Annotated in this window: 17 protein-coding genes; 10 read left to right on the forward strand and 7 right to left on the reverse strand. The window is 71.7% G+C overall.

The genetic code is table 11. The features are described from left to right. Nucleotides 1–57: 57 nt before the first annotated feature. From NW895_RS14930 to NW895_RS14940, 3 genes are all read left to right on the forward strand, one after another. On the forward strand, nt 58–1584 hold the full coding sequence (locus NW895_RS14930; RefSeq protein WP_289935982.1) for a hypothetical protein: 1527 nt from the start codon (nt 58–60) through the stop codon (nt 1582–1584). Between the two features lie 73 nt (nt 1585–1657). Continuing rightward, complete coding sequence (locus NW895_RS14935) at nt 1658–2539, forward strand: hypothetical protein (RefSeq protein ID WP_289935983.1); 882 nt, start codon at nt 1658–1660, stop codon at nt 2537–2539. A gap of 36 nt (nt 2540–2575) precedes the next feature. Next, nucleotides 2576–7198 (forward strand): hypothetical protein, encoded by a 4623-nt coding sequence (locus NW895_RS14940; protein WP_289935984.1) that lies wholly within the window; start codon nt 2576–2578, stop codon nt 7196–7198. 111 nt (nt 7199–7309) lie between these two features. Here the strand turns inward: NW895_RS14940 and NW895_RS14945 are convergent, their stop codons facing one another. Further along, nucleotides 7310–7852, reverse strand: a complete 543-nt coding sequence (locus NW895_RS14945; RefSeq protein WP_289935985.1) for a hypothetical protein — start codon at nt 7850–7852, stop codon at nt 7310–7312. A 418-nt stretch (nt 7853–8270) separates the two neighbouring features. Here NW895_RS14945 and NW895_RS14950 point away from each other — a divergent pair, with 418 nt between their 5' ends. Genes NW895_RS14950 through NW895_RS14970 form a run of 5 tightly spaced genes read left to right on the forward strand, consistent with a single transcriptional unit; the run spans nt 8271 to nt 16247 of the window. After that, nucleotides 8271–11162 (forward strand): nitrate- and nitrite sensing domain-containing protein, encoded by a 2892-nt coding sequence (locus NW895_RS14950; RefSeq protein WP_289936023.1) that lies wholly within the window; start codon nt 8271–8273, stop codon nt 11160–11162. Further along, nucleotides 11159–11593: a roadblock/LC7 domain-containing protein gene (locus tag NW895_RS14955; protein WP_289935986.1), complete on the forward strand. Its 435-nt coding sequence runs from the start codon at nt 11159–11161 to the stop codon at nt 11591–11593. Before NW895_RS14950 ends, NW895_RS14955 begins: the two co-directional genes overlap by 4 nt. A gap of 9 nt (nt 11594–11602) precedes the next feature. Then, nucleotides 11603–11998 (forward strand): DUF742 domain-containing protein, encoded by a 396-nt coding sequence (locus NW895_RS14960; RefSeq protein ID WP_289935987.1) that lies wholly within the window; start codon nt 11603–11605, stop codon nt 11996–11998. Nucleotides 11999–12022: 24 nt separating this feature from the next. Beyond that, nucleotides 12023–15661, forward strand: coding sequence for a hydantoinase B/oxoprolinase family protein (locus tag NW895_RS14965; RefSeq protein WP_289935988.1), 3639 nt, complete (start codon nt 12023–12025; stop codon nt 15659–15661). Next, nucleotides 15642–16247: an ATP/GTP-binding protein gene (locus NW895_RS14970; RefSeq protein WP_289935989.1), complete on the forward strand. Its 606-nt coding sequence runs from the start codon at nt 15642–15644 to the stop codon at nt 16245–16247. The genes NW895_RS14965 and NW895_RS14970 overlap by 20 nt, the downstream gene beginning before the upstream one ends. Nucleotides 16248–16383: 136 nt before the next feature. On the opposite strand, the gene glpK is transcribed toward NW895_RS14970, so the two are convergent. The 5 genes from glpK to NW895_RS14995 all read right to left on the reverse strand — a co-directional run bounded on the left by glpK (nt 16384) and on the right by NW895_RS14995 (nt 21441). Beyond that, complete coding sequence (gene glpK / locus NW895_RS14975) at nt 16384–17904, reverse strand: glycerol kinase GlpK (protein WP_289935990.1); 1521 nt, start codon at nt 17902–17904, stop codon at nt 16384–16386. A 19-nt stretch (nt 17905–17923) separates the two neighbouring features. Next, a complete protein-coding gene (locus NW895_RS14980) occupies nt 17924–18718 on the reverse strand; it encodes an MIP/aquaporin family protein (RefSeq protein ID WP_289935991.1) in 795 nt (264 codons plus the stop codon). Between the two features lie 803 nt (nt 18719–19521). Then, a complete protein-coding gene (locus tag NW895_RS14985; RefSeq protein ID WP_289935992.1) occupies nt 19522–19815 on the reverse strand; it encodes a hypothetical protein in 294 nt (97 codons plus the stop codon). A 13-nt stretch (nt 19816–19828) separates the two neighbouring features. Beyond that, the gene (locus NW895_RS14990; protein WP_289935993.1) at nt 19829–21019 is read right to left on the reverse strand and encodes a lipid-transfer protein; all 1191 of its coding nucleotides are present in this window, start codon (nt 21017–21019) and stop codon (nt 19829–19831) included. After that, entirely contained in the window at nt 21016–21441 is a 426-nt protein-coding gene (locus tag NW895_RS14995; RefSeq protein WP_289936024.1) for a zinc ribbon domain-containing protein, read from the reverse strand. The genes NW895_RS14990 and NW895_RS14995 overlap by 4 nt, the downstream gene beginning before the upstream one ends. A gap of 198 nt (nt 21442–21639) precedes the next feature. Here NW895_RS14995 and NW895_RS15000 point away from each other — a divergent pair, with 198 nt between their 5' ends. Both NW895_RS15000 and NW895_RS15005 read left to right on the forward strand, forming a co-directional pair. Further along, nucleotides 21640–22449, forward strand: a complete 810-nt coding sequence (locus NW895_RS15000) for a M15 family metallopeptidase (protein WP_289935994.1) — start codon at nt 21640–21642, stop codon at nt 22447–22449. A 47-nt stretch (nt 22450–22496) separates the two neighbouring features. Further along, nucleotides 22497–23033, forward strand: coding sequence for an NUDIX domain-containing protein (locus tag NW895_RS15005; RefSeq protein ID WP_289935995.1), 537 nt, complete (start codon nt 22497–22499; stop codon nt 23031–23033). On the opposite strand, the gene NW895_RS15010 is transcribed toward NW895_RS15005, so the two are convergent. Then, nucleotides 23024–25402 carry a glycoside hydrolase family 31 protein gene (locus tag NW895_RS15010; RefSeq protein WP_289935996.1) on the reverse strand — a complete coding sequence of 793 codons (2379 nt, stop codon included), beginning with the start codon at nt 25400–25402 and terminating at the stop codon, nt 23024–23026. The genes NW895_RS15005 and NW895_RS15010 overlap by 10 nt on opposite strands. Nucleotides 25403–25486 lie beyond the last annotated feature (84 nt).

Genomic DNA, 25486 nt, shown 5'->3' on the forward strand with positions numbered 1-25486 from the left:
CGGGGCGCCTCTGCGTCGTTTGGGTCGTTGTCAGACCGAGGACCTAGTCTGTGCACCGTGACTTCGCGTGCATCGACGGACAGTGTTCCGCCCCAGTTCAGCGCGGGGCCTCGGCCTGCCATGGGCCCGGCCGCCGACGAGGGACTGGCGCGGCGGCTGCGCGCGCTCGCCTGCACCGCGCCGCTGCACGACCTCGACGCGCGCAAGGCCAACCTTGCGGGCGAGTACTCGGTGTACGGCATGGCGGAGGTGGCCCTTGCCGCCATCGACCTCGTCACGCTGAACATGGACTTCGACACCGGCGCCGACCACGACCAGATCGTGGCCCGGCTCATCCCGCGCGTCGCCGCCCAGGCCCCGCAGCGACCCGTCGCCGAACACGAGCGCGTGGCCCGCTGGGTCCTGGAGAACCTGATCAACGTCGGCAGCGCCGACCGCGGCTTCCGCGCGGTGTACGGCACGTTCGAACCGGACGGCACGTATGTGCGCCGCGACTACGACTTCAAGCTGATCGAGGAGGTCCCCGGCCCCGGCGGCACCGTCTACCTCCGTACCACGGACGAGGCGGTCAACGTCCTCGTCGGCGCCCTCGACACCGATGTCACCAGCGCGCAGATCGCCGCGGAGGTCAAGCTGGAGGTGCTGATCAGCCGCGGCCGGCTCGCCGACGCACAGCTGGCGGCCGAACAGGCCCGGTACCGGACGGTGCAGTACTCCGAGACGCTGCGCAAGGCGCTGGACGCGACCCGGAGGAACGTCCGGGCGGTGGACTGGCTGACCGCCGTGCCCGACATGATCGCCGAGGCACTCGACCACGTCGCCGACCGCTACCGCCACGAGAACGCGATCCTCACCAACATCCGCAAGGCCCGCGACGAGACCGAGGACCCCGAGCACAAGCGCCGCGCGGCGGAGCTGGTCGACATCGTCAAGGACTGCATCCGCCGGCACACCCAGTTGCAGTCCCGGCTGCTGGAGGCAGGACCGCTCTTCCGCGCCGAGCAGGACCGGCAGGCTTTCGCCACGCCCATGACGACATCGGGGACAGACCTGTACGGCCACCTTCTCGCGCCGGTCCTGCCGCTGCCCCTGGAGCAGGCGATCCGCGTCACCGACGCCTTCTTCGCGCAGGGCACCGGGCTGCGCACCCCGGTGTCCGTCCGGATCGGCGACCTCGTCGACATACTGCTGACCCCGCCCGTGGAGCGGGAGCACCTCGGCGCGGAGATGCCGGAGCCGGACCTCATCGCGACGCCGGACGACAGCCGCTTCAGCGAGGAGCAGCTGGCGGCCGCGATGGAGCTGCTCGACCTGCCGCACGACGCGCCGCGCCGGCTGTCGGGCCTGCTCGCCGACGCGCGCAGGCGGGACCCCGAACTGCCGTACCTCGTCGCCCTGTTGGCGGTCCACGCGGCCAGTCCGCCGGTCGGCACGGCCTACCGGCAGGGGGAGGAGAAGCTGCTCTTCGCCGTCGACGACGGGACGGAGCTGGACGATCCCGAGTTCGGTGGTGCCGACCTCATCGTGGGGACGGCACTGCTGGACGCGGTCGGGATGGCCACCGACCGGACCGAGGCGGCATGAGCATGCACGAGCAGCAACGCAGCCATGCGCGCCGGCGCAGCTACGAGCACCAACGCAGCAAGGAGCCCCGACCGTGACCGAGCACGCCGACTGGAGTGAGCCGGAGGCCGGTGCCGCGCCGACGAGCGCCGCCGTCACGCCCGCCGACGCGGCCGACGCGGCGCGGCTCGTCGCCTTCGGTCTGCAGCCCAAGCTGCTGCCCGCCCGCGACCAGGAGTACGCGGACCTGCTGCGCCGGTACCGCGAGGACCCGCCGTTCGCGCGGCTCGCCGACGCCGTGGCCGCCGGACTGGGCCTGGTCGTGCTGGAGGTGTCCCCGCGCGCCGGGATGGCCGTGACCGCCGCCGAGGACTCGGTGTTCGCCGTCCGCATGGGTGACTACGCGCGTCGTACGTCCGCCGACTCCGGGGACCGGTTCCTGCACGGGCTCGCCCATCTCGCGGTCGCCGCCCTGGCGTTCCCGCGCCCCGAGGACCTCGCCGACGACGCATACATCGGACGCGTCACGGTCAACGGCGTCGACGCCTTCGTACGCCAGGCCTGCCGTCGGCTGGAGGAGCGCGCCGCGGAGCAGGGCGAGAACACCGACCCGGCCACCGACGCGCCCGGCCTGGAGGCCGCGTGGCGGATCTGGGCCAGACGCAGCGCGACGGGGGCGACCAAGGACGCGCGCCGGCCGGCCGCCTCGACCACGGGCATCGTGGCCAAGGCGGTGACGTTCCTCACCGACTCCGGATTCCTGCAGCGCACCGGCGACGACAACGGCGGCACGTACCGCACGACGGCCCGCTACCAGCTCCAGGTGCGCGACATGGCGGGCAGCGCCGCCATGGCCGAGCTCCTCGAACTGGGCGTCGTCCCGGTCACCGACGGCACAGCGACACTGCTGCCCGCCGAGGACGGCGACGACCTGGACCTGGTGGCCGACGCCGGGCTGCCGTTCCACTCTTCCTGACCCCCCTCAACTGACCAAGCCTTACGAGAGTCCGCCATGTACGAGCTGTCCCGGGTCCGCCTCTACTCCATCGGGCCTGCCGGTGCGCGCTACGCCGACACCGTGCTGGACCTGCGGGGTGTGGGCGAGCCGGTGCCCGACCCCGCGCCCACACAGGCGGAGTTCTTCGAGGAGGAGCCGGTCGGCCCGCCGCGCCGGCCCGCGCCCGCCGGTGTGCTCTTCCTGGAGAACGGCGGCGGCAAGTCCGTCCTGCTCAAGCTGATCTTCTCCGTGATGCTGCCGGGACACCGCAACACCCTCGGCGGCGCGAGCTCCGGTGTGCTGCGCAAGTTCCTGCTCGCCGACGACTGCGGACACGTGGCGCTGGAGTGGCAGCACGTGCAGACCGGCGAGTGCGTGGTGGTCGGCAAGGTCAGCGAGTGGCGCGGCCGGCAGGTGTCCAACGACCCACGCAAGTTCGCCGAGGCCTGGTACTCCTTCCGGCCCGGTCCCGGGCTGACCCTGGACAACCTGCCCGTCGCCGAGTCCACCGCCGTACGCGCGCCCGCCGAGGGCCAGTCGGGCGCGCAGGGCCGGAGGCGGACCATGAAGGGCTTCCGTGACGCCCTGACGGAGGCCGGGAAGGCCTACCCGCACCTGGAGGTGCACTGGGAGGAGATCCACGAGCGCTGGACCGAGCACCTGGGCGACCTCGGCCTCGACCCCGAACTCTTCCGCTACCAGCGGGAGATGAACGCCGACGAGGGCGAGGCCGCAGGCCTGTTCGCGGTGAAGAAGGACTCCGACTTCACCGACCTGCTGCTGCGGGCCGTCACCGACACCCGCGACACGGACGGACTCGCCGACCTGGTCAGCGGCTTCGGCAACAAGCTCGGCCGCCGTGCCGAGCTGATCGCCGAACGGGACTTCACCGCCGGGTCCGTCGACCTGCTCGGCCGGATCGTCGAGGCCGCTCAGGCCCGCACACGTGCGCGGGACATCCACACCGGAGCCGAACGCCGGACCCGCACGCTCGCGCGCAGACTGTCCGCGCGGGGCGCGCAGGAGCGCACGCGCGCCGCAGACCTCGCCCAGCGCGTCACCGCCGCCGCGTACGCCGTCACGCACGCCGAAGCCGCCCGGGAACGCAGCGCGCTGATCGCCGCCGAACTCGCCTACCGGCATGCCTCGTTGGCGCTCGCCGGCGCCGAGAAGGCAGCCGCCGCGCAGAAACGCGAGCTCGCCGACGCGCGCACGCTGCACTCCGCCTGGCAGGCCGCCGAGGCCGTGCTGCGCCACCGTGCCGCCGCCGACCGGGTCGCCCGCGTGTCCGCCGCGATCCAAGAGGCCGAACGGGACGCGGCACCCGCCCTGGCCGCCCGCGCCAAGGCCGCCGTCGACCTCGTACGCGCCCTGCACGCGGCCGCGGAGAACGCCGAGCACCACGCCAACGAGGAGGAGGAGCGGTCCGCCGCGCTGCAGGAGGTCAGCGACTCCGCGTACCGGGACTCCACCGCCGCCGCCACCGAGGCGCAGCGGGCCCGCAGTGAGGCCGGGCACCTGCGGCAGCGCCTGACCGAGGTCGAGCAGGAGACCGCGGAGGCGGTGCGCGCCGGGTGGCTCGACGACAGCACCCCAGACGCCGACCCGGCCCGCGCCGCCCTCGCCGCCAGCGACGCCGAGAAGACGGCGGTCGCCGCCTGGGACACCGCCCGCGAGACCGCACGCCGGGCCACGGAACACGCGCGAGAGGCGGCCGCCGCCGAGACCCGCGCCGAACTGACGGCGGCGCGTGCGGCGGACGCGGCGACCGCCGCCGAGCGCGCCTACGACGGGGAGCGGCGTACGGCTCAGGCACTGGCCGGTGAGGAGCGGCTGGCGGAGCTGCTGGGGATCGCCGGGCACGGGTCACGGGCCGGGGTCCCCCAGCAGCGTCGTGACGAGGACGCCGTCGGCTCTCCGGAGGCCTCCGGCGGCCACCTCACCGCCGAGGAACTCGACCGCTTCGCCGACGAACTCCACGAACTCCTCGACGACGCCGTCTCCTCCGCCGAGCGGCAGCTGTTCGAGCTGCGGACCGCCGCCGCGGACGACGCCCGGATCCTCGGGGCGCTCGGCGACGGTGGCCTGCTGCCGCCCGGCCCGGACGTGCTGGCCACCGTGGAGTACCTCGGCGAGCACGGCATCCCCGCACTGCCCGGCTGGCGCTATCTCGCTCAGGCCGTCGACCCCGCCGACCACGCACGCGTGCTGGCCGCCCGGCCGGAGCTGGTCGACGGCGTGATCATCACCGACCCGGACTCGCACGCGCGGGCCCGCGAGGCGCTGAGCGACGCCGCGCTGCTGCCCCGGTCCGCCGTGGCGGTCGGTACGGCAGCCGCCCTGCTCGCGCCGACCCCGGCACCGGAATCGGGCGACGGTGACGTTTTCCTCGTACCGCCGAACCCCGCCATGCACGACGAGCACGCCGCCGACGAGGAGCGGCAGGCGCTGCGCGCGCGGGCGACCGAGCGGGACGAGGAGATCCGCACGCTCGCCGCCCGGCTCGGCAAGGACCGGGAACTGGCGGCGCGGCTCGCCTCCTGGCGCACCGGCTGCCCCGCCGGGCGGCTCGCCGAGCTGGCGCAGGCAGCGCAGGACGCGCGCGCGTTCGCCGAGGAGGCCGAGGCCGAGCTGGCCGAGGCGCGGACGGTGCGGGCCGAGGCCGACGAGACCGCCGCCGAAGCCGTGCGGGTGCGGGACGAGCGGCAGGAGGCCGCGCAGAAGGCCCGGCGCTCCGCCGACGCCCTCGCCGGGCTTGCCTTCCGGCTGCGCGAACGGGCCGGCTGGCAGGTCAAGCTGCGCGAACTCGCCGACGAGGCCGCCGAGTCGGAGGCCCGCGCCCAGGTCTGCCTGGAGCGCGCCCGCGCCGCCGACGAGGACCGGCGTGCCGCCCAGCGCGCCGCCGACGACGCCCGCCGTACCGCCCGTGCACTGCGCGCCGAGCGCTCCGAGATCGCGGGCGCCCCCGACGAGGTACCCGAGGACGACACGGACGCCCCGAAGGCGTCCCTCCCCGCCCTGAGGGAGGCCTACCGGGCCGCCTCCCAGGTGTACGAGAAGGTCGGCGTCGGCGCCGACCTGCGCGCCGAGCAGGCCCGTGCGGAGAGCGACGAGAGCGCGGCCCGCGCCGAGCTGGACCGGCTCAGCAACAAGGTCCGCACCCGCGCGGAGCAGCTTCTTCAGTCGCCCGACGGTTCCGACGGGCCCTCCCGGCAGGCCGCCGCCGCGCGCGCGGAAGAGCTGGTGCAGCTCCTGGAGACGCGCATGTCCAGCGCGAGCGAGCAGCTCGGGCGACTGCGCGGCGAGGCCGAACGGCTCGCACCCGAGGACGGCGAGGCCCACACCGAGCTGCCCGAGGAGCTGGTACCGAGCGACGCCGAGCACGCGCAGACCCTGCTGCGCACGGCCACAGCCGAACTGGCCTCGCGCACCGAGGCCTTGACGCAGGCCCGGGAGGCGCACGCCGAGCTGCTCGAAGCCCATCGCGCCGCCGAGGATGCGGCCGGTGGCTTCGACGAGATCGCCGCCATGCTGCGTGACCTGCTGCGCGAGCACGCCGTTGAGGAGGAGCAGGAGGCGCCGGAGCCGTATCCCGGCAGCCTGGAGGAGGCCCGGCAGTCCGCCGCCGAGGCCCGCCGGTCGCTGCGCGGCTGCGCCGCCGACCTGTCCGCCGCCGAAGCCGCCGTACGCGAGGCCAGCGACATCCTCGTCCGGCACGCCAACTCCACGCGGTACGAGCAGGTACGCACCCCCGCGCGGCAGCAGATCCGCGAGCTGCCCGCCTCCGCGCTGCCCGAGCACGCCCAGAAGTGGGCCGACGCCTTCGCGCCCCGGCTCCGCGTCCTGACCGACGAACTGGAGCAGCTGGAACGCAACCGCGACTCGATCGTGGACCGGCTGCGCGGGCTCGTGGAGTCGGCCCTCGCCACGCTCAGGTCCGCCCAGCGGCTGTCGCGGCTGCCCGAAGGACTCGGCGAGTGGTCCGGTCAGGAGTTCCTGCGTATCCGTTTCGAGGAACCCGACCAGGCCACGCTCACCGAGCGGCTCGGCGAGGTCATCGACGAGGCGACCCGCGCGGCCGTGAAGAAGAACTCCGACCTGCGGCGCGACGGCATGTCCCTGCTGCTGCGCGGCGTGGCCGCCGCGATCCAGCCCAAGGGCGTGGCCGTCGAAATTCTCAAGCCGGACGCCGTGCTGCGCGCCGAGCGCGTCCCCGTCGGGCAGATGGGCGACGTGTTCTCCGGCGGCCAGCTGCTCACCGCCGCCATCGCCCTGTACTGCACGATGGCCGCGCTGCGGTCGAACGACCGGGGCCGCGACAAGCACCGGCACGCCGGCACGCTGTTCCTCGACAACCCGATCGGCCGGGCCAACGCCACCTATCTGCTGGAGCTCCAGCGTGCGGTGTCGGACGCCCTGGGCGTCCAGCTCCTCTACACCACCGGGCTGTTCGACACGACCGCGCTGGCGGAGTTCCCGCTCGTCATCCGGCTGCGCAACGACGCCGACCTGAGGGCCGGGCTGAAGTACATCAGCGTGGAGGAGCACCTCCGGCCGGGACTCCCTCAGCAGGCCGCGGCCGGGGAGGCGGTGCACAGCGAGATCACGGCGACACGGATGTTCAAACGGCCTGCGTGACCGTCACGCCTCCGTGATCAGATCCGCGTCGGCGCGCACGCACCGCCGCCTGCCCGCCGCGAGGAGGGCGACAGCGTCCGCGTCACGGAGGGCGTGCCGCTCCCGCCCACTTCAGGGATGCGACAACTGCCCGGCCCCGCCCCGCCGACGTATCCGCTCCCGGGTCCGCTCAGCGGCCCGGGCCTGACGGCGGGCCCGGCGTCGCTCGCGCCTGAGGGCGCGCGCGGTGCTGCTCGGCATCGACACCACGCCGTTGCGCTGGTTCCAGACCTGGCGTGTCACCCAGACGTCGAGCACACCCCACGTGGCCACCACCGTGCTGGCCACGCTGCTGATCACCATCGGGAAGGCCAGCCAGGACGCGGCCATCGTGCACAGGAAGGCCACCATCGCCTGGATCAGTGTCAGCGCGACGATGAGCACCGCCCGCACGGCCGCCCTGCGCACCGGATCCGGCAACCGGCGCCGCCGCGCCGGCTCCTCTATCCACAACGGACGGTAGTACGGCTGCTCCCGCCCACCACTGCGCTGACCACCCGCCGCCTGGCGCCGGGCTGCCGGAATGTCGGGACCCGGTGCCCCGGGGTGCTGCTGAGCCGTCAGGTTCCCCGTCCCGCCGCCCGCGGACGCCTCGCGCCGCTCCGCCGTGCCCATCAACGTGTCACTCCCCACCGCCAGCAGACCGCTCGCCTCGTGTCCGAAGACCCGGCTCCCCAGTGGCTGCCCGGCTTGCGCTGTTTTACGCCGCCTGGATGCGGGACGCGGCTCCTGTGGCCGACTCCGCCCCCGTTTCCCGTAGGGAAAGACGAATGACGCAGACTCAAGATTCCCAAGAAAACGAAAAAATCTGGCCAACCGGCCAGGCTCGCCGGACAGATCGGTTCCCGCGGCATCGCCGGTTTTGGGGAGGCAATCTCCTCCCATGACCGGACAACTCGCCATGTCTTGACGTCGGCACTGCAGTTCAGCCTCCGGACTCGCCTTCGAGTTAACTGCGCGTCGGTAGTAGGCTCGCGGGCGTTTGTTGACGCACATGCACCCCCTGCCGGTGGGGGTCGAGCTGGGGGAGGCCATGCGCTTTCGCGGGAAGTCGATCCGCCGGAAGATCGTGGCGCTGCTTCTCGTGCCGCTGGTGTCCCTGGCAGCGATCTGGGGCTTCGCCACGGTGCTCACAGGACGTGAAGTGGCCCAGCTGTTCAACGTGTCGTCCGTCGTGGAGAAGGTCGGCTACCCCACCGAGGACGTCGTCCGCGCGCTGCAGCAGGAGCGCCGTCAGACACTCGTCTACCTCGCCGACCCGCGGGCGTCGGATGCGCTGTCCGCTCTCCGCACCACCCGGACCGCCACCGACGCCGCCGTCGCCAAGATCGTCAAGAGCGCAAAGAGCCCCGACGTCCGTGACGCGATGGACACGGACGACGACGCACACCTCACCGCGGTCCTGGAGGCACTCGACGGCATCGACGCGCTGCGCCGCAGTGTCGAGGACGGCTCGGCGACCAGGGCCCAGGCCTTCAGCCAGTACAACCGTCTCGTCGACCCGTGTTACGTGCTGCTGGCGTCCCTCGACGGCATTGACAGCGTGGAGATGGACAAGCAGGCCCGCGCCCTCGTCAACCTCACCCGCGCCCGCGAACTGCTCTCCCGCGAGGACGCCCTCCTCGGCTCCGCCCTCGTGGTCGGGAAGCTCTCCCGCGAGGAGATCCGCGAGGTCTCCGACCTCGTCGCTCAGCGGACCCTGATGTACGAGGTCAGCCTGCCGGTCCTGCCATCGGCGGAACGGGAGCGTTACGACCGGTTCTGGAAGAACGCCACCGCCGCCCCGCTGCGCTCGGCCGAGCAGGCTGTCGTCTCCTCCGAGCCCGGCACACCGCGCGCCGTGACCGCCAAGAGCTGGGACACCGCCGCCGGAAGGGTGCTCGACGAACTCGCCACACTCAACGATGAGGCGGGCGACCGCTACCAGGACCGCGTCCAACCGGAGGCGATCGACGTCATCGTCAAGGCGTCCGTCGTCGGCGTCCTCGGTCTGATCGCCGTGCTGTTCTCCCTCTTCCTGTCCGTGCGCATCGGCCGTGGCCTCATCCGCGACCTGCGACAGCTGCGTCTTGAGGCCCACGAGGCGTCCGGTGTCCGACTGCCCAGCGTCATGCGCCGTCTCTCCGCGGGCGAGCAGGTCGACGTGGAAACCGAGGTCCCGCGCCTGGAGTACGACAAGAACGAGATCGGTGACGTCGGCCAGGCCCTCAACACCCTGCAGCGCGCCGCCGTCGAAGCCGCCGTCAAACAGGCCGAACTCCGTGCCGGCGTCTCCGAGGTCTTCGTCAACCTCGCCCGGCGCAGCCAGGTCCTGCTCCACAAGCAGCTCACCCTGCTCGACACCATGGAACGCAGGACCGAGGACACCGAGGAACTCGCCGACCTGTTCCGCCTGGACCACCTCACCACCCGCATGCGCCGGCACGCCGAGGGCCTGGTGATCCTCTCCGGCGCCGCACCTTCCCGCCAGTGGCGCAAACCCGTCCAGCTCATGGACGTGGTGCGCGCCGCCGTCGCCGAGGTCGAGGACTACGAACGCATCGAAGTCCGGCGTCTGCCCCGTATCGCCGTGACCGGCCCGGCGGTCGCGGACCTCACCCATCTCGTGGCTGAACTCCTGGAGAACGCCACGGTGTTCTCCCCTCCGCACACCGCGGTCCAGGTCCTGGGCGAGCGGGTCGCCAACGGCTTCACCCTGGAGATCCACGACCGCGGCCTGGGCATGGCGGCCGACGCCCTGCTGGACGCGAACCTGCGGCTCGCCGAGACGCCGGAGTTCGAGCTGTCCGACACCGACCGGCTCGGCCTGTTCGTGGTCAGCCGGCTCGCCCAGCGGCAGAACGTCCGGGTCTCCCTGCAACCGTCCCCGTACGGCGGCACCACCGCCGTCGTCTTCATCCCCGACGCGCTGCTGACCGACGACGCCCCGGACACCAACGGCATCGGTTTCCGCCTCGACCGTCCCCAGCGCTCCCAGGCGATCGAGCCGGAGAAGACCCGCCGTCCCGCCCTCTCCCAGGCGCCCGTCCAGCTGCCCGGCTCGCTCCTGGACGGCCCGGTCGAGCTGGAGGCCCCGGTCGACCTCGACTCCATCGCGGACTTCCCGGACGTGCTGGACGACGAGGACAGCGAACGCGGCGGCCTGTTCCGCCCGGGGCGTGCCCTCACCCACGCGGAGGAGGAGCCGACGGTCCGCCACGGCGAGCAGCAGCACCGGACCGCCGAAGCCCGCGGCGGGCCCGATCCGGCCGATCCGGAGGAGCACCTGAGCGCCCCGGTGCCGCTGCCCCGCCGCCGCACCCCCAAGCTGGTCAGCTCCCACGGACGCCCGGTTGCCGAGCGGACCCGGCGGGAGCGGACGGACGACGAGCCGTCGGCGGGCACGAGCCGGCCGGAGCCGGAGGCAATGCCTTCGCTGCCGCTCCGCCGTCGTGGCCAGGAGCCCATGACCGGGCGCGATCCGAGCAGGCCGGAACCCGAGTCCGGCCCCTCGCTTCCGGCTCGGCGCGGCGGTGACGAATCCCCGGGAGCCCGGGGCGGAAGCCTCGGCGAGGCATCGGAGCCGTCGGCCCTGCCCCGGCGGACCCGGCGTGCCGAGATCGCGTCGAGCGTCCCGGACAGCCCCGCCAGGCCTCCCGGCCCCGGGCAGCGGGAGACCGGCTCCGGTACCGGCCCCACCGGTTCGGGTACTCGGCCGCTGCCCCGGCGCGTGCGGCAGGCCAACCTGGCGCCCCAGCTGAAGCAGAGCTCCGAGCGGAGCGCTGAGGGCCGAGCCGGCCTCGCCGAACGGGACGCCGACGAAGTACGGAGCCGCATGGCCTCACTCCAGCGTGGCTGGCAGCGTGGCCGTGAGGAGAACGCCGCGGGCGACGACGCCCACAGCGGCACAGCACCACAACGAACGACAAAGGGGGACGGTCGATGACCGCACCGAAGCCGACCGGCCACACCGCGACCAGGGTCGGGGAGCTGAACTGGCTCCTCGACGACCTTGTGGACCGCGTCGCGAGCATCCGCAAGGCCGTCGTGCTCTCCGGAGACGGTTTGGCGACGGGAGCGTCCAAGGACCTGACCCGGGAGGACAGCGAGCACCTGGCCGCCGTCGCCTCCGGGTTCCACAGTCTCGCCAAGGGCGTGGGCCGCCATTTCGAGGCGGGCAACGTACGGCAGACGGTCGTAGAGCTCGACGACGCTTTCCTGTTCGTGACGGCCGCCGGTGACGGCAGCTGCCTGGCCGTCCTGTCGGACGCCGACTCGGACGTCGGGCAGGTCGCCTACGAGATGACTCTCCTCGTGAAGCGGGTAGGTGTGCATCTGGGCACCGCCCCGCGCACCGATCTGCCCTCGGGCGGGTAGTGGGATGACATGAGCGCAGATGGTCAGGGAAGAAGCCACTGGTTCGACGACGAAGCCGGACCGGTCGTCCGTCCGTACGCCATGACGCGCGGCCGCACCACCAGTGCGGGCCAGCACCGCCTCGACCTGATCGCGGTGGTCGTCACGGAACCCCACGCGGACGACCCGGAAGCGGACTCGACGCTGTCCCCCGAGCACGTGGACATCGTCGACCTGTGCCGTGACACCCCGCAGTCGGTCGCCGAACTCGCCGCCGAACTCGACCTGCCGATCGGAGTGGTACGGGTCCTCATCGGGGATCTGGTGGACGCTGAACTGGTCCACGTGAACCGGCCCGTGCCCCCGGCCGAACTGCCGGACGAAAGTATTCTGCGCGACGTGATCAACGGCCTCCGGGCGCTGTGAACGGCGCGGAAGCGAGGTAGTGACGTGACAGGCTGGCAGTTCTGGGTCGACCGAGGCGGCACGTTCACCGACGTCGTCGCGCGGCGCCCGGACGGTCGCCTGCTCACCCACAAGCTGCTGTCGGACAATCCGGCCCGTTACTCCGACGCGGCGGTCGCGGCCGTCCGTGCCCTGCTGGACGGCTCCCGCGAGCCCGTGGAGGCCGTCCGGATGGGGACGACGGTCGCCACCAACGCCCTCCTGGAGCGCAAGGGCGAGCGGACCTTGCTGGTCGTCACCCGCGGCTTCCGTGACGCCCTGCGTATCGCCTACCAGAACCGCCCCCGCATCTTCGCCCGCCGCATCGACCTGCCCGAGCTGCTGTACGAACGGGTCGTCGAGGTGGACGAGCGCATCGCCGCCGACGGCACCGTCCTGCGCGCCCCCGATCTGGACGCCCTTGCCGGGCCCCTCCAGCAGGCCTACGACGACGGCATCCGTGCCGTCGCCGTGGTCTGTCTGCACAGCCACCTCCACCCCGCTCACGAACAAGCCGTCGGGGAGCTGGCCGCTCGCGTCGGCTTCCTGCAGATCTCGCTGTCCAGCGAGGTCAGCCCGCTGATGAAGCTTGTCCCGCGTGGAGACACCGCCGTCGTCGACGCCTACCTGTCGCCCGTGCTGCGCCGCTACGTCCAGCACGTCGGCGATGAGCTGCGAGGCGTGCGACTGATGTTCATGCAGTCCAACGGCGGCCTGGCCGAAGCCGGGCAGTTCCGCGGCAAGGACGCCATTCTGTCGGGTCCCGCCGGAGGCATCGTCGGCATGGCCCGCATGTCGCAGCTCGCCGGTTTCGACCGCGTCATCGGCTTCGACATGGGCGGTACCTCCACCGACGTCTCGCACTTCGCCGGCGACTACGAACGCGTCTTCACCACCCAGATCGCGGGCGTAAGGCTGCGCGCGCCCATGCTGGACATCCACACCGTGGCGGCCGGCGGCGGCTCGGTCCTCCATTTCGACGGCTCCCGCTACCGCGTAGGGCCGGACTCGGCGGGTGCGGACCCGGGACCCGCCTGCTACCGCGGCGGCGGCCCGCTCGCCGTCACCGACGCCAACGTCATGCTCGGCCGGATCCAGCCCGCCCACTTCCCCAAGGTGTTCGGTCCCGACGGCGACCAGCCCCTCGACGAGCAGCTCGTCCGCGACCGCTTCAGCGCCCTCGCGCGCGAGATCCGTGAGCAGACCGGCGACGACCGCACCCCCGAGCAGGTGGCCGAGGGCTACCTGCGGATCGCGGTCGCCAACATCGCCAACGCCGTGAAGCGGATCTCCGTCCAGAAGGGCCACGACATCACCCGGTACGCCCTCACCACCTTCGGAGGTGCGGGCGGCCAGCACGCCTGCATGGTCGCCGACTCGCTCGGCATCCGCACCGTCCTCGTGCCCCCTATGGCCGGTGTCCTCTCCGCACTCGGCATCGGCCTCGCCGACACCACGGCGATGCGCGAGCAGTCCGTCGAGGCACCCCTGGAGCCGGCCGCGATGCCCGCCGTCCTCAAGACCGGCGACGACCTGGAGGGCGCCGCCCGCGCCGAACTCCTCGCCGAGGACGTCCCGGAGCGCAACGTCCAGGTCACCCGCCGCGCCCAGCTTCGCTACGACGGCACCGACACCACCCTCACCGTCGAGCTGACCGACCCCGACACCATGCGTCGAGCCTTCGAAGAACGTCATCGCGCCACGTACTCCTTCACGCTCGACCGCCCGATCGTCGTCGAAGCCCTCTCCGTCGAAGCCACCGGCATCACAGAACCCCCCGATCTCTCCGCCCTCGCTCCCTACGAAGGCACCCTCGAAAGCCACGCGGCCGCCCCGGAGACCATCCGTCTCCACACGGGCGGCGCCTGGCGCGACGTACCCCTCCACCGCCGAGAGGACCTGCCCCCCGGCGAGACCGTCACCGGCCCCGCGATCATCACCGAGTCCAGTGCGACGACCGTCGTCGACGACGGCTGGCGGGCCGCGGCGACCGACGACGGGCATCTGGTCATGGAACGCGTGGCGATTACGGAGAGTTCCGATCTCGACACGAAAGTCGATCCGGTCCTCCTTGAGGTCTTCAACAACCTCTTCATGTCCATCGCCGAGCAGATGGGCGCTCGCCTGGAGTCCACCGCCCAGTCCGTCAACATCAAGGAGCGCCTGGACTTCTCCTGCGCCCTCTTCGACCCGGACGGAAACCTGGTGGCCAACGCCCCCCACATCCCCGTCCACCTGGGTTCCATGGGCACCAGCGTCAAGGAGGTCATCCGGCGGCGCGGCTCCCGGATGCGGCCGGGAGACACGTATGCGGTCAATGACCCGTACCACGGCGGCACCCACCTGCCCGACGTCACCGTCATCACCCCCGTGTTCGACCAAGGGGACACGGAGGGTGACCGCATCCTGTTCTACGTCGCCTCCCGCGGCCACCACGCCGAGATCGGCGGCATTGCCCCTGGCTCCATGCCCGCGAACAGCCGCACCATCGAGGAGGAGGGCGTCCTCTTCGACAACTGGCTGCTCGCGGAGAACGACCGCTTCCGCGACGAGGAGACGCTCCGCCTGCTGACCGAGGCGCCCTGTCCCTCACGCAACCCGAAGACGAACCTCGCCGACCTGCGCGCCCAGATCGCCGCGAACCGGAAGGGCGTCGACGAGGTCGGCCGGATGATCGACGACTTCGGTCTCGACGTCGTCCAGGCGTACATGAAGCACGTCCAGGACAACGCCGAGGAGGCCGTCCGCCGGGTCATCGACGCGCTGGACGACGGTGAGTACGCCTACGAGACCGACTCCGGCGCCGTCATCCGCGTACGCGTCCGCGTGGACCGCGACAAACGGTCCGCGACGATCGACTTCACGGGCACGTCACCGCAGCTGACGACCAACTTCAACGCCCCGTTCTCGGTCGTCAACGCGGCCGTCCTGTACGTCTTCCGCACCCTGGTCGCCGACGACATCCCGCTCAACGACGGCTGCCTGCGCCCCCTGCGGATCATCGTGCCGCCGGGGTCCATGCTCGCGCCCGAGGCGCCCGCAGCCGTGGTCGCCGGCAACGTGGAGACCTCCCAGGCCATCACCGGCGCCCTGTACGCCGCGCTCGGTGTCCAGGCCGAGGGCTCCGGGACCATGAACAACGTCACCTTCGGCAACGAACGCCACCAGTACTACGAGACCGTCGCCTCAGGATCCGGTGCCGGCGACGGCTTCCCCGGCGCACCGGTCGTCCAGACCCACATGACCAACTCGCGCCTCACCGACCCCGAGGTACTGGAGTGGCGGCTGCCCGTCCGGCTGGAGGAGTTCGCCGTCCGGCGCGGCAGCGGTGGAGCAGGGCGCTGGCGCGGCGGGGACGGCGCCGTGCGCCGCATCCGCTTCCTGGAGCCCATGACCGTCTCCACCCTGTCCCAGCACCGCCGGGTGCCCCCGTACGGTATGGCGGGCGGCGAGCCCGGCGCGCTGGGCGCCAACCGGGTGGAGCGTGCGGACGGAACGGTCCTCCAGCTCGCCGGCAGCGATACGGCGGACGTCGGCCCAGGCGATGTACTCGTCATCGAAACCCCCGGCGGCGGAGGCTACGGTCCGCCGTCGCCCGACCCCCATCAAGCAGGAGAAGAGATCGATGATCTTCGGGCGTTCTGAGCGCGGCAAGCCCCCGGTCGAGCCCGTCACGCTCAAGATCCTCGTGGCCGGCGGCTTCGGAGTGGGCAAAACCACCCTCGTCGGCGCGGTCAGCGAGATCAGGCCGCTGCGCACCGAGGAACTGCTCACCGAAGCCGGGCGCCCGGTCGATGACATCAGCGGTGTGGAGGGCAAGCACACCACCACCGTGGCGATGGACTTCGGGCGCATCACGCTGCGCGAGGACCTTGTGCTGTACCTGTTCGGCACACCCGGGCAGGAGCGGTTCTGGTTCATGTGGGACGAGCTCTCCGAGGGCGCGCTCGGCGCCGTCGTGCTCGCCGACACCCGTCGCCTTGAGGACTGCTTCGCCGCCGTCGACTATTTCGAGCGGCGTTCCATACCCTTCGTCGTCGGTGTCAACTGCTTCGAGGGTGCCGCCCGGTACCCGACGGAGGACGTCCGCCAGGCCCTCGACCTCGATGCCGACGTACCGGTCCTGATGTGCGATGCCCGCGACCGGGAGTCCGTCAAGGAAGTTCTCATCGGCGTCGTCCAGCACGCCATGGCCCATGCGGCGGACCGCCGCCAGACCGTCTCCTCCTGAAAGCGGTTGACCGCGGCGTCTCGGGCACGCGCACGGCCCGTACCCCCGCCGACCGGGGTACGGGCCGCGGCCCGTGGCATCACGCACGCGCGCGTGCCGGGTCGTCACCACTCAGTGTGTGTCTGACCGGGCTCGTCTAGCGGTCGCCGTCCTCCTCCCAGCCGAAGCTCCTCTCCACGGCCTTCCTCCAGTTGTGGTACTCGCGGTCGCGCACCGACGCGTCCATGGCCGGCGTCCACTCGACGTCCTTCTGCCAGTGCGCCTTGAGCTCGTCGAGGTCGTTCCACACCCCGGTGGCGAGCCCGGCCGCATAGGCGGCGCCCAGACAGGTCGTCTCGGAGACCTTGGGCCGGACCACCGGCACGTCGAGCACATCCGCCTGGTGCTGCATGAGCAGGTTGTTCTTGGTCATGCCGCCGTCGACCTTCAGGGTCGTGATGTGCACACCGGAATCCTGGAACATGGCGTCCACGACCTCGCGCGTCTGCCAGCTCGTCGCCTCCAGCACCGCACGCGCGAGGTGCGCCTTGGTGACGTACCGGGTGAGCCCGGTGACGACACCGCGTGCGTCGGAACGCCAGTACGGCGCGAACAGACCGGAGAACGCGGGCACGATGTAGGCACCGCCGTTGTCCTCGACGCTTGCCGCCAGGGGTTCGATGTCGTCGGCGGTACTGATGATGCCGAGCTGGTCGCGGAACCACTGGACCAGCGCGCCCGTGATGGCTATCGACCCCTCCAGGCAGTAGACCGGCGCCTCAGTGCCGATCTTGTACCCCATCGTCGTCAGCAGCCCGCTCTTCGACGGCACGGGCCGGTTGCCGGTGTTGAGCAGCAAGAAGCTTCCCGTGCCGTAGGTGTTCTTGGCCGTGCCCACGTCGTAGCAGGCCTGCCCGAACACGGCCGCCTGCTGGTCGCCCAGCGCGGACGCGACCGGCACACCTGCGAGCTGGCCGACGGCGGTGCCGTACACCTCGGACGAGGACTTGATCTCGGGCAGCACCGCCTCGGGAATGTTCATCGCCGAGAGGATCGAGGAGTCCCACTGGAGGGTCTCCAGGTTCATCAGCATGGTGCGGCCGGCGTTGGTCACGTCGGTGACGTGCTGCCCGCCGTCCGTGCCGCCGGTGAGGTTCCAGATCAGCCAGGAGTCGATCGTGCCGAAGGCGAGTTCACCGCGCTCCGCACGGGACCTCAGGTCGGGCACGTTGTCCAGCAGCCAGGCCGCCTTGGGGCCGGAGAAGTAGGTGGCCAGCGGCAGCCCGGTCTGCTCGCGGAAACGGTCCTGTCCGTCGGAACCGCCCAGCTGGTTGCAGAGCGCGGCCGTGCGCGTGTCCTGCCACACCACCGCGTTGTGCACGGGCTTGCCCGTGGCCCGGTCCCACAGGAGGGTCGTCTCGCGTTGGTTGGTGATGCCCAGCGCGCTGAGCTGGTCGGCGCGCAGTCCGGCCTTGGCCACCGCCCCGGCGACCACCGCCTGCACCTTGGACCAGATCTCGGTGGCGTCGTGCTCCACCCAGCCGGGCTTGGGGAAGATCTGGCGGTGCTCGCGCTGGTCGACGGCGACGATGGCACCGTCCTGATTGAAGATGATGCAGCGGCTCGACGTGGTGCCCTGGTCGATCGCTGCCACGTACTTCTCGGCGTTGTCCGTCATGGCTACCCCTTGGGCTGGGTCAGAAGGCTGCGTTGTAGATGAGGCCACCTAGCACTCCGCCGGCCAGTGGACCGACGACCGGAATCCACGAGTAGCCCCAGTCGGATGTGCCCTTGTTCGGGATCGGCAGGACAGAGTGCACGATGCGCGGACCGAGGTCGCGCGCCGGGTTGATGGCATAGCCCGTGGGTCCACCCAGGGAGAGGCCGATGCCGACGACCAGGAGGGAAACCAGGAGGATCGCTATGCCGGATCCGTAGATGCCGGTCTCGCCCGGGATCCGACCGATGCCGATGCCCGCGACGTGCTTGTCCTCGCCGACCAGGGCCAGGATGGGCAACACCAGGGCGATGGTGGCGAGCGTCTCGGTGATCAGGTTGGCGATCGGGTTCCGGATCTCCGGGATCGTGGAGAAGATGCCGAGTGTCGGGACCGGCTCGTCCACCGTGCCCTCCGTGGTGCCCGTCTGCCGCACGTTGGCCTGGAACTGGGCGTAGTACACGAGGTAGCACAGTATGGCGCCGATCATGGCGCCGGTGATCTGGCCCAGCAGATAGACCCAGACCTTGCTCCACACGCCGGTGTCGATGGCCAGGCCGAAGGTGACGGCCGGGTTGATGACCCCTCCGGAGAGGGGAGCGGAGGTGTATGCGCCCGCCAGCACACCGAACCCCCAGCCGAACGCGATTACCACCCACCCGGCGGCCCGCGCTTTGGAGAATCTGAGGGTGACGGCGGCGCAGACACCGGCACCGAACAGGATCAGGATCGCCGTACCGATCATCTCGCCGACGAATATGTCTCCGTTGGTCATGGCGGCTCCTTGGCCCCGCCCGGGACGATGTGCCCCGGTCCTTCGTGCAGGGTGCGTTTCCCATGGCGACTTCAGCCGATGGCAGGAACCCGCGCCCCGCCCGGCGTCCGTGACGAGCGTGCCGTCGCAGCCGAATCGCCCGTGGGTGGCAGGGCCTCGGCGCTACGAGGGCCCGTGCGGCGCAGTGCTGGAACAAGCCGAATATGTACGGCGATGTCGACTGACACCGGAAGTGTTCACCGGCGCCCAGGGGGCGTCAAGGTTGCCGACGCCAACGGTTGAGGAGCAGATGACGGCCGCTTTTTCTCCAGGTTCGCACAGGCCGCCACTCGGCGCCTGCCGAGCCGAACCCGGGCGGGCGGCCGCTCGGTTCGGTGCGGATCAGCCATGATCATTTGAGCCCGCGGAAGCCCGTGCCGGCGAGCCTGTGGCACCTGCCGAGGACCGGCCGGACCGTTCCGTCTCCGCCCGTTCCGCCGCCGGTGCTGCGCAGCACCCACGGAGGGGGCGCAAGCCGCTCAGCCCACGCCCGGCTCCGCCACCGCGCACCCCTGCGGGCGCCGGCGCCGGCGCCGTCTCCGCTCCGAGGCGCATCTCGTGCCCCGGCATCCCCGCGCGGCCCAGCACCCAGCCGGCCCCCGCGCAGCGCCTTCGCCCCGGCCCCGTCGTTGACCTGCTTGAAGTGGTCTACATCCAGCCAGCTCAGCGCGGACGCCCGCCCCTAAGCGATCCGCCGGTCCGCCTTGCCGGTGATCGCGTCCGACCCCGGCAGCCGTGTCAGCGGATTGAGGGCCGCTGCCCCGTCAACCCGGCTCTCGGCCAGTGCGCGTACGAGGTCCGCGAGCCGTACGACACCCACGCACCGCCCGTGCTTGTGAACCGGTCAGCAGCGCCCGTACCTGCCCTGCGGACGCGGTGTCGGGCAGCAGCGCGACCGGCCGGCAGAGCCCGCTGTCCGCCTCACGCACGGCGTAGTACAGCGGAGCCAGCCCGCCGAGGTCGGCGAGGGCCCCGGCGAACACGTTGACGTACAGCGGCAGCAGCGTCTCCCTGCGCACCGCCGCACGGACGCCGACGCAGGATTCCGGCTCGATCACAGCGCGTAGAGGATCACCGCACCGCCACCACCGCCGATCCATGCCCGAACAGACCCTGGTTCGCGGCGATGCCCACCCTCGCGCCCGCGACCTGCCGGTCACCTGCGGCACCCCGCAGCTGCCAGGTCAGCTCGCAGACCTGGGCTATGGCCTGTGCCGGGACCGCCTCCCCGAACGAGGCCAGCCCACCGCTCGTGTTCACGGGTATGCGCCCGCCGAGGCTCGTCACGCCTTCCCGCAGCAGCTTCGCCGCCTGGCCCTCGCCGCACAGCCCCAGGTCCTCGTACCACTGCAGCTCCAGGGCGGTGGACAGGTCGTACACCTCGGCCAGCGACAGATCCTCCGGTCCGATGCCCGCCTCCTCGTAGGCAGCCCGTGCGTTCGATGCCCGGAACGGCTCGGTGGCGGGCTCCACCCCGACCGCGGAGTCCGTGCCGATGTCCGGCAGGTCCAGCACTGTGCTGGGGTACCGCGGTGTCACCGTGGACACCGCCCGGATCCGCACCGGCTCCGCCGCCCCGTGCCGCCGTGCGAAGTCCATGCCGGCGAGTACCAGCGCCGCACCGCCGTCCGAGGTCGCGCAGATGTCGAGCAGCCGCAGGGGATCGGCGACCACGGCGGAGGCAGCGACCTCCTGCGCGGTGACCCGCCTGCGGTAGCGCGCGTACGGGTTCAGCGCTCCCAGGGCGGCGTTCTTCACCTTCACCTGGGCGAAGTCCTCCTGCGTGTCCCCGTGCACGGCCATACGCCGTCGCGCGTACAGACCGAAGTACGCCGGATTGGTCGCCCCGAGGACGCGGAAGCGCAGCCAGTCGGGATCGTCGGGCCGCTCCCCGCCCGCGGGCCGGAAGAAGCCCTTGGGGGCCGCGTCGGCGCCCACCACGAGCACCACCTCCGCGAGGCCCGAGAGGATCTGCGCCCGTGCGGTGTCGATGGCCTGCGCCCCGGACGCACACGCCGCGTACACGCTCGCGACCCGGGCCCCCTGCCAGCCCAGTGCCTTCGCGAACGTCGCCCCGGCCACATGGCCCGGATAGCCCCCACGCACCGTGTTCGCGCCGACGATCGAACCGACGTCCCGCCAGTCCAGCCCGGCGTCGGCGAGCGCCGCGCGGGCCGCCACCGTCCCGTACTCGACGAAACTGTGTCCCCACTTGCCCCAGGGGTGCATCCCCGCGCCGAGCACCGCCACGTCACGAGTCACGCCGTCACCCCCATCGGCCGCCAGTGCCAGGTCGTCCAGGTCGTCTCCGCGTCCTCATGGAGCACGCCGGGCACAACCTCCACTTCCATGCCCACCGTCAGATCGGCGACGGTGACCCCGGGAGCAGCCTGCCCCAGCACCACGATCCGCTCGGACTCCAGCTCCACAGCGATCAACGCGTACGGTGTCCACGGAAGTTCCGGATCGGTCACGTACGGTGACGGAGGCCGGTACCGACTGTCCGTGTACGACCAGACGCGCCCCCGCCGCGACAGCGGAACCTCCTCCAGATCGCCCCCGGGACATCCCGGGTTGCGGCAACAGCCGTCCTCGCGCGGAAAGAAAACCGACGCGCAGGCCGAACAACGGGTGCCGAGAAGCCTGAAGTCGTCCCCGTCACCGGCGAACCACCCTGCCACCACGGGCGTGCGTGTACGTGCCACCGTCCCTCCCCGACTCCGTATCTGACGGAACGTCAGGAGTGTGCCACGCGCGACCTCGGATGGGCAGGGGCATCCGGAAGTACCGGAAGAGCGGCCCCGCCATCCCCCCACGCGATCGAGGGGGGACTGCAAGCGATCACTTCCCCGACGGAACGGCTCCTGGTAGATGCAGGGGACATGACACGACTCTCCATCGCGGTACGCGGACTGATCACCGTGCTCGCCGCCCTGCTCGTCATGACCGCCGCAACCACCACGGCCCGGGCGAGCAGCGAGCCCAAGGCGCCGAAGGACTTCGTGACGCTGCACAGCGTGGATCCAACGATCCTGCAGGAGATGCGCTACTTCACCCCGCACAACTTCGTGGGCGAGCGCATCGACGGCTACGCGCAGCCGATCTGCGTCCTCACCCGCCCCGCCGCCGAAGCACTGCACAAGGCCCAGGTCAGGCTCCTGCGCAAGGGCTACACCCTCAAGGTGTACGACTGCTACCGGCCCCAGCGCGCCGTCGATCACTTCGTCCGCTGGGCACAGGACCTCGACGACCAGGCGATGAAGGCCGAGTTCTACCCGAACGTCGACAAGACCCGGCTGTTCGCGGACGGTTACATCGCGGAGAAATCCGGCCACAGCCGCGGCTCGACGATGGACCTCACGATCGTGAGGCTGCCGGCGAAACCGACCCGTCCGTACCACCCCGGAGAATCCCTCGTGCCCTGCTTCGCCCCCAAGGAGGAGCGTTTCCCCGACAACTCCGTCGACATGGGCACAGGCTTCGACTGTTTCGACACCCTCGCGCACACCCTGGACCCGCGCGTGCAGGGCGAACAGCGCGCCAACCGGCTACTGCTCAAGAGCACCCTTGAGGAGCTGGGCTTCGTGAACCTCGCCGAGGAGTGGTGGCACTACACGTACAAGCCCGAGCCCTACCCGGACACCTACTTCGACTTCCCCGTGTCCGCGAAATCCCTCCGCGGCAATCGCTGAACAGCCTGCCGGAGACGTCCCTGTTTTGATCGGATACAGTCCGCCGCGTGTCCGAAACCGAAGCATTCACCCCCAACTCCGCTCCGGGCTCCCACTGTTCGAGCTGCGGAGCGCCCTATGGAGAGGGCGTCTCCGGCTGGCCCCGCACCTGCCCGGCGTGCGGCGCCGTGGTCTACCGCAATCCGCTGCCGGTGGCGGTCGCGCTCCAGCCCGTGTACGACACGAAGGGCACTGCCCTGGTGGTCATCACCCGAACCGTGAGCCCCGCGCGCGGGGGCACCGCACTGCCCGGCGGTTTCATCGACGACCGCGAGGACTGGCGACAGGCCGTCGTCCGCGAGCTCAGGGAAGAGACAGGCATCGACGCCCCGAGCCGCGACGTACGGCTCGTCGACGCGATGAGCTCCCCCGACGGGCATCTGCTGCTGTTCGGCCTTCTCCCGGAGCGCCCGGCCGAGAGCCTCCCGCAGTCCACTGCCACCGACGAGACGGAGGGCTGGCACCTGCTGCGCAGGCCGCAGGAGCTCGCCTTCCCCCTGCACACGCTCGCCGCGCGGGCCTGGTTCGAGGGCCGTTACGTCTGAGCCTGGCGCTTGCCGAGCCCGCGCACGCGCACGGGGTGCAACGGCTCGCTGACGCCGTCCTCACCCTCCCGCTCGACGACCAGGCGGCGGCCCTGCCAGCGGGCGACGTAACGCTCGATCTCCGGTTCGTCCCAGCCGTCCCCCGCGTCGGGTACGACCAGTCCACCCCCGGTCCGTCCCCGGGCAGGCGCCCACACCTCCAGCTCCAGCCCGCCGTCGTCCCCGCGCACGGGGACGACGGCTCCCGCGCGCGCGAACACCGGAATCCGCGCCAAGGAGGCATCGACGAGCACCTGAGCAGGCCCCTCGTACACCTGCTCCGTGCTCGTGTCGTACCAGCGTCCCCGCGGCAGCTGCACCGCACGCCGGTCCGCGCCCGGGTGGAGGACCGGCGCCACCAGGAGACAGTCACCCAGGAGGAAGGCGTCCTCGCAGTCACGCAGCATCCGGTCCTCCGGCGCCGACCACCACAGGGGCCGCACATAGGGCGCGCCCGTGCGCCGGGCGAGATGCGCCAGCGTCACGAAGTACGGCAGCAGCCGCCGCCGCTCGACGAGCGCCACGCGCGCGTGCTCCAGTACCTCGGCACCGAACTCCCAGGGTTCCCTGCGCCCCGCCCGCAGGCTCGCGTGCGTGCGGAACAGCGGCAGGTACGCGCCCAGCTGGAACCACCGCAGGTACAGCTCGGGCGACGGACTCCCGTCGAAGCCGCCGATGTCCGGCCCCGAATAGGGCACCCCGCACAGCCCGAGCCCCAGAACCAGCGCCAGGGACGCCCGCAGGCCCGGCCAGCCCGTGGCCACGTCACCGGACCACGTTCCGCCGTAGCGCTGCATGCCGGCCCACCCGGAGCGCGAGAAGACGAAGGGGCGCTCCTCGGGAGCGACTCTCCGCAGCCCTTCGTACCCCGCCCTCGCCATGCACAGCCCGTACACGTTGTGCGCCTCCCGGTGGTCACCGCCCCGCCCGTCCAGGGAGTGCCGGGCGGAACGCGGCAGCGTCGACTCCCCGAAGGCCGTGAAGGACGTGGGCTCGTTCATGTCGTGCCAGAAGCCCGAGAACCCCTGCGCGAGCCGCTCCTCGTAGAGACCGCCCCACCACTCACGCACGCGCGCGTGCGTGAAGTCCGGAAACACCGCGTCCCCGGGCCACACAACCCCCCGCACGACGCGTCCCTGGGCGTCGCGTACGAACGCGTCCTCGCCCGTCCCGCTGGAGTACACGGCGTTGTCGGGCGCCGAACTGACCGCCGGGTCGATGATCGACACCAGCCGGATCCCGTCCCGCCGCAGCTCCTCGGCAAGGACGGGCAGCTTGGGGAAGCGCTCCTGGTCGACGGTGAACACCTGGTGGGCGTCGTAGTGGTCGATGTCCAGGTGCAGGGCGTCGAGCGGCAGCCCGCGCTCCTGGTATCCCGTGACGATCCGCCGCACCTCCTGCTCGCTGCCGAAGCCCCACCGGGCGTGATGGTGACCGAGCGCCCACGCGGGAGGCAGTGCCGGCGCCCCCGTGAGCGAGGCCCAGGCGAGCAGCACGCGCGCGGGGGTGCCCACCATCATCCAGCAGCGCAGCGGACCGCCATCCATCCGCAGCACGCTCGTACCGGGCCGGTCGTGACCGGAACCAGCGCCCTCCTCGCCCTCCCGCAGCGTCACCGAGCCGTCCCACGAGTTGTCGTGGAACACCAGATGCGTGCCCGCGTCGGCCACCACCAGCTGCACCGGCATGGTGATGTACAGCGGGTCGTCCGCGGGTCCGAAGGCCAGACCGGGGTCGGTGTTCCACAGGCGGTACGTTCCGTCCCGCAGCCGGGGGCCCGAGGCACGTCCCCCGAGTCCGAAGAACCGTGCGTCCGAAGCCACCTCCGACCGCTGCATCCAACGAGCCGAGCCCCCGCCGACCGGCTCCCACCACCGGGGCGGCAGATCACGGCGCAGGGTCACGCCACCGGGCGTGCACACCTCCACCGCGCCGTGCCGCGACACGACGACCGTCGCCCGCTCCGCCACGACGCGCCAGCCGCCGTCCTTGTCCGGCTCCAGCACCGCCCGGGGGTCCGGCTCCGGGCAGTCACCCGCCAGCGCGTAGGACGGCTCCGGACCGGCCCCGTCCCAGCCCCAGAAGACGGCCCCGTTCACGGCGACGAGAATCCGCAGCTCGGAGCGGCCGAACCGGATGATGCCGCCGCCCGGGCCGGGCTCCACCGACTGCACGGGCCCGGGCACCCGAGCGCGCTCGGCGCCCCGCGGCGGCAGTCCCACGGCGTCGGCACGCCTCCTGCGCCATGCGGCCCGTATGGTGCGCAACCCCTGGGCCGCCCCCGTATAACCGACCGCCTTCACCGAACGCACCAGGTCACGACCGTCCATGCTGCTCACCCTGCCATTGACCGGCGCACGCGCGCGTGTCGTTCAACTTCCGTTCACCCGTGTTGGGACCACATCTTCACGACA

Source organism: Streptomyces sp. S.PNR 29, assembly GCF_030386795.1.
Taxonomy (GTDB): Bacteria; Actinomycetota; Actinomycetes; order Streptomycetales; family Streptomycetaceae; genus Streptomyces.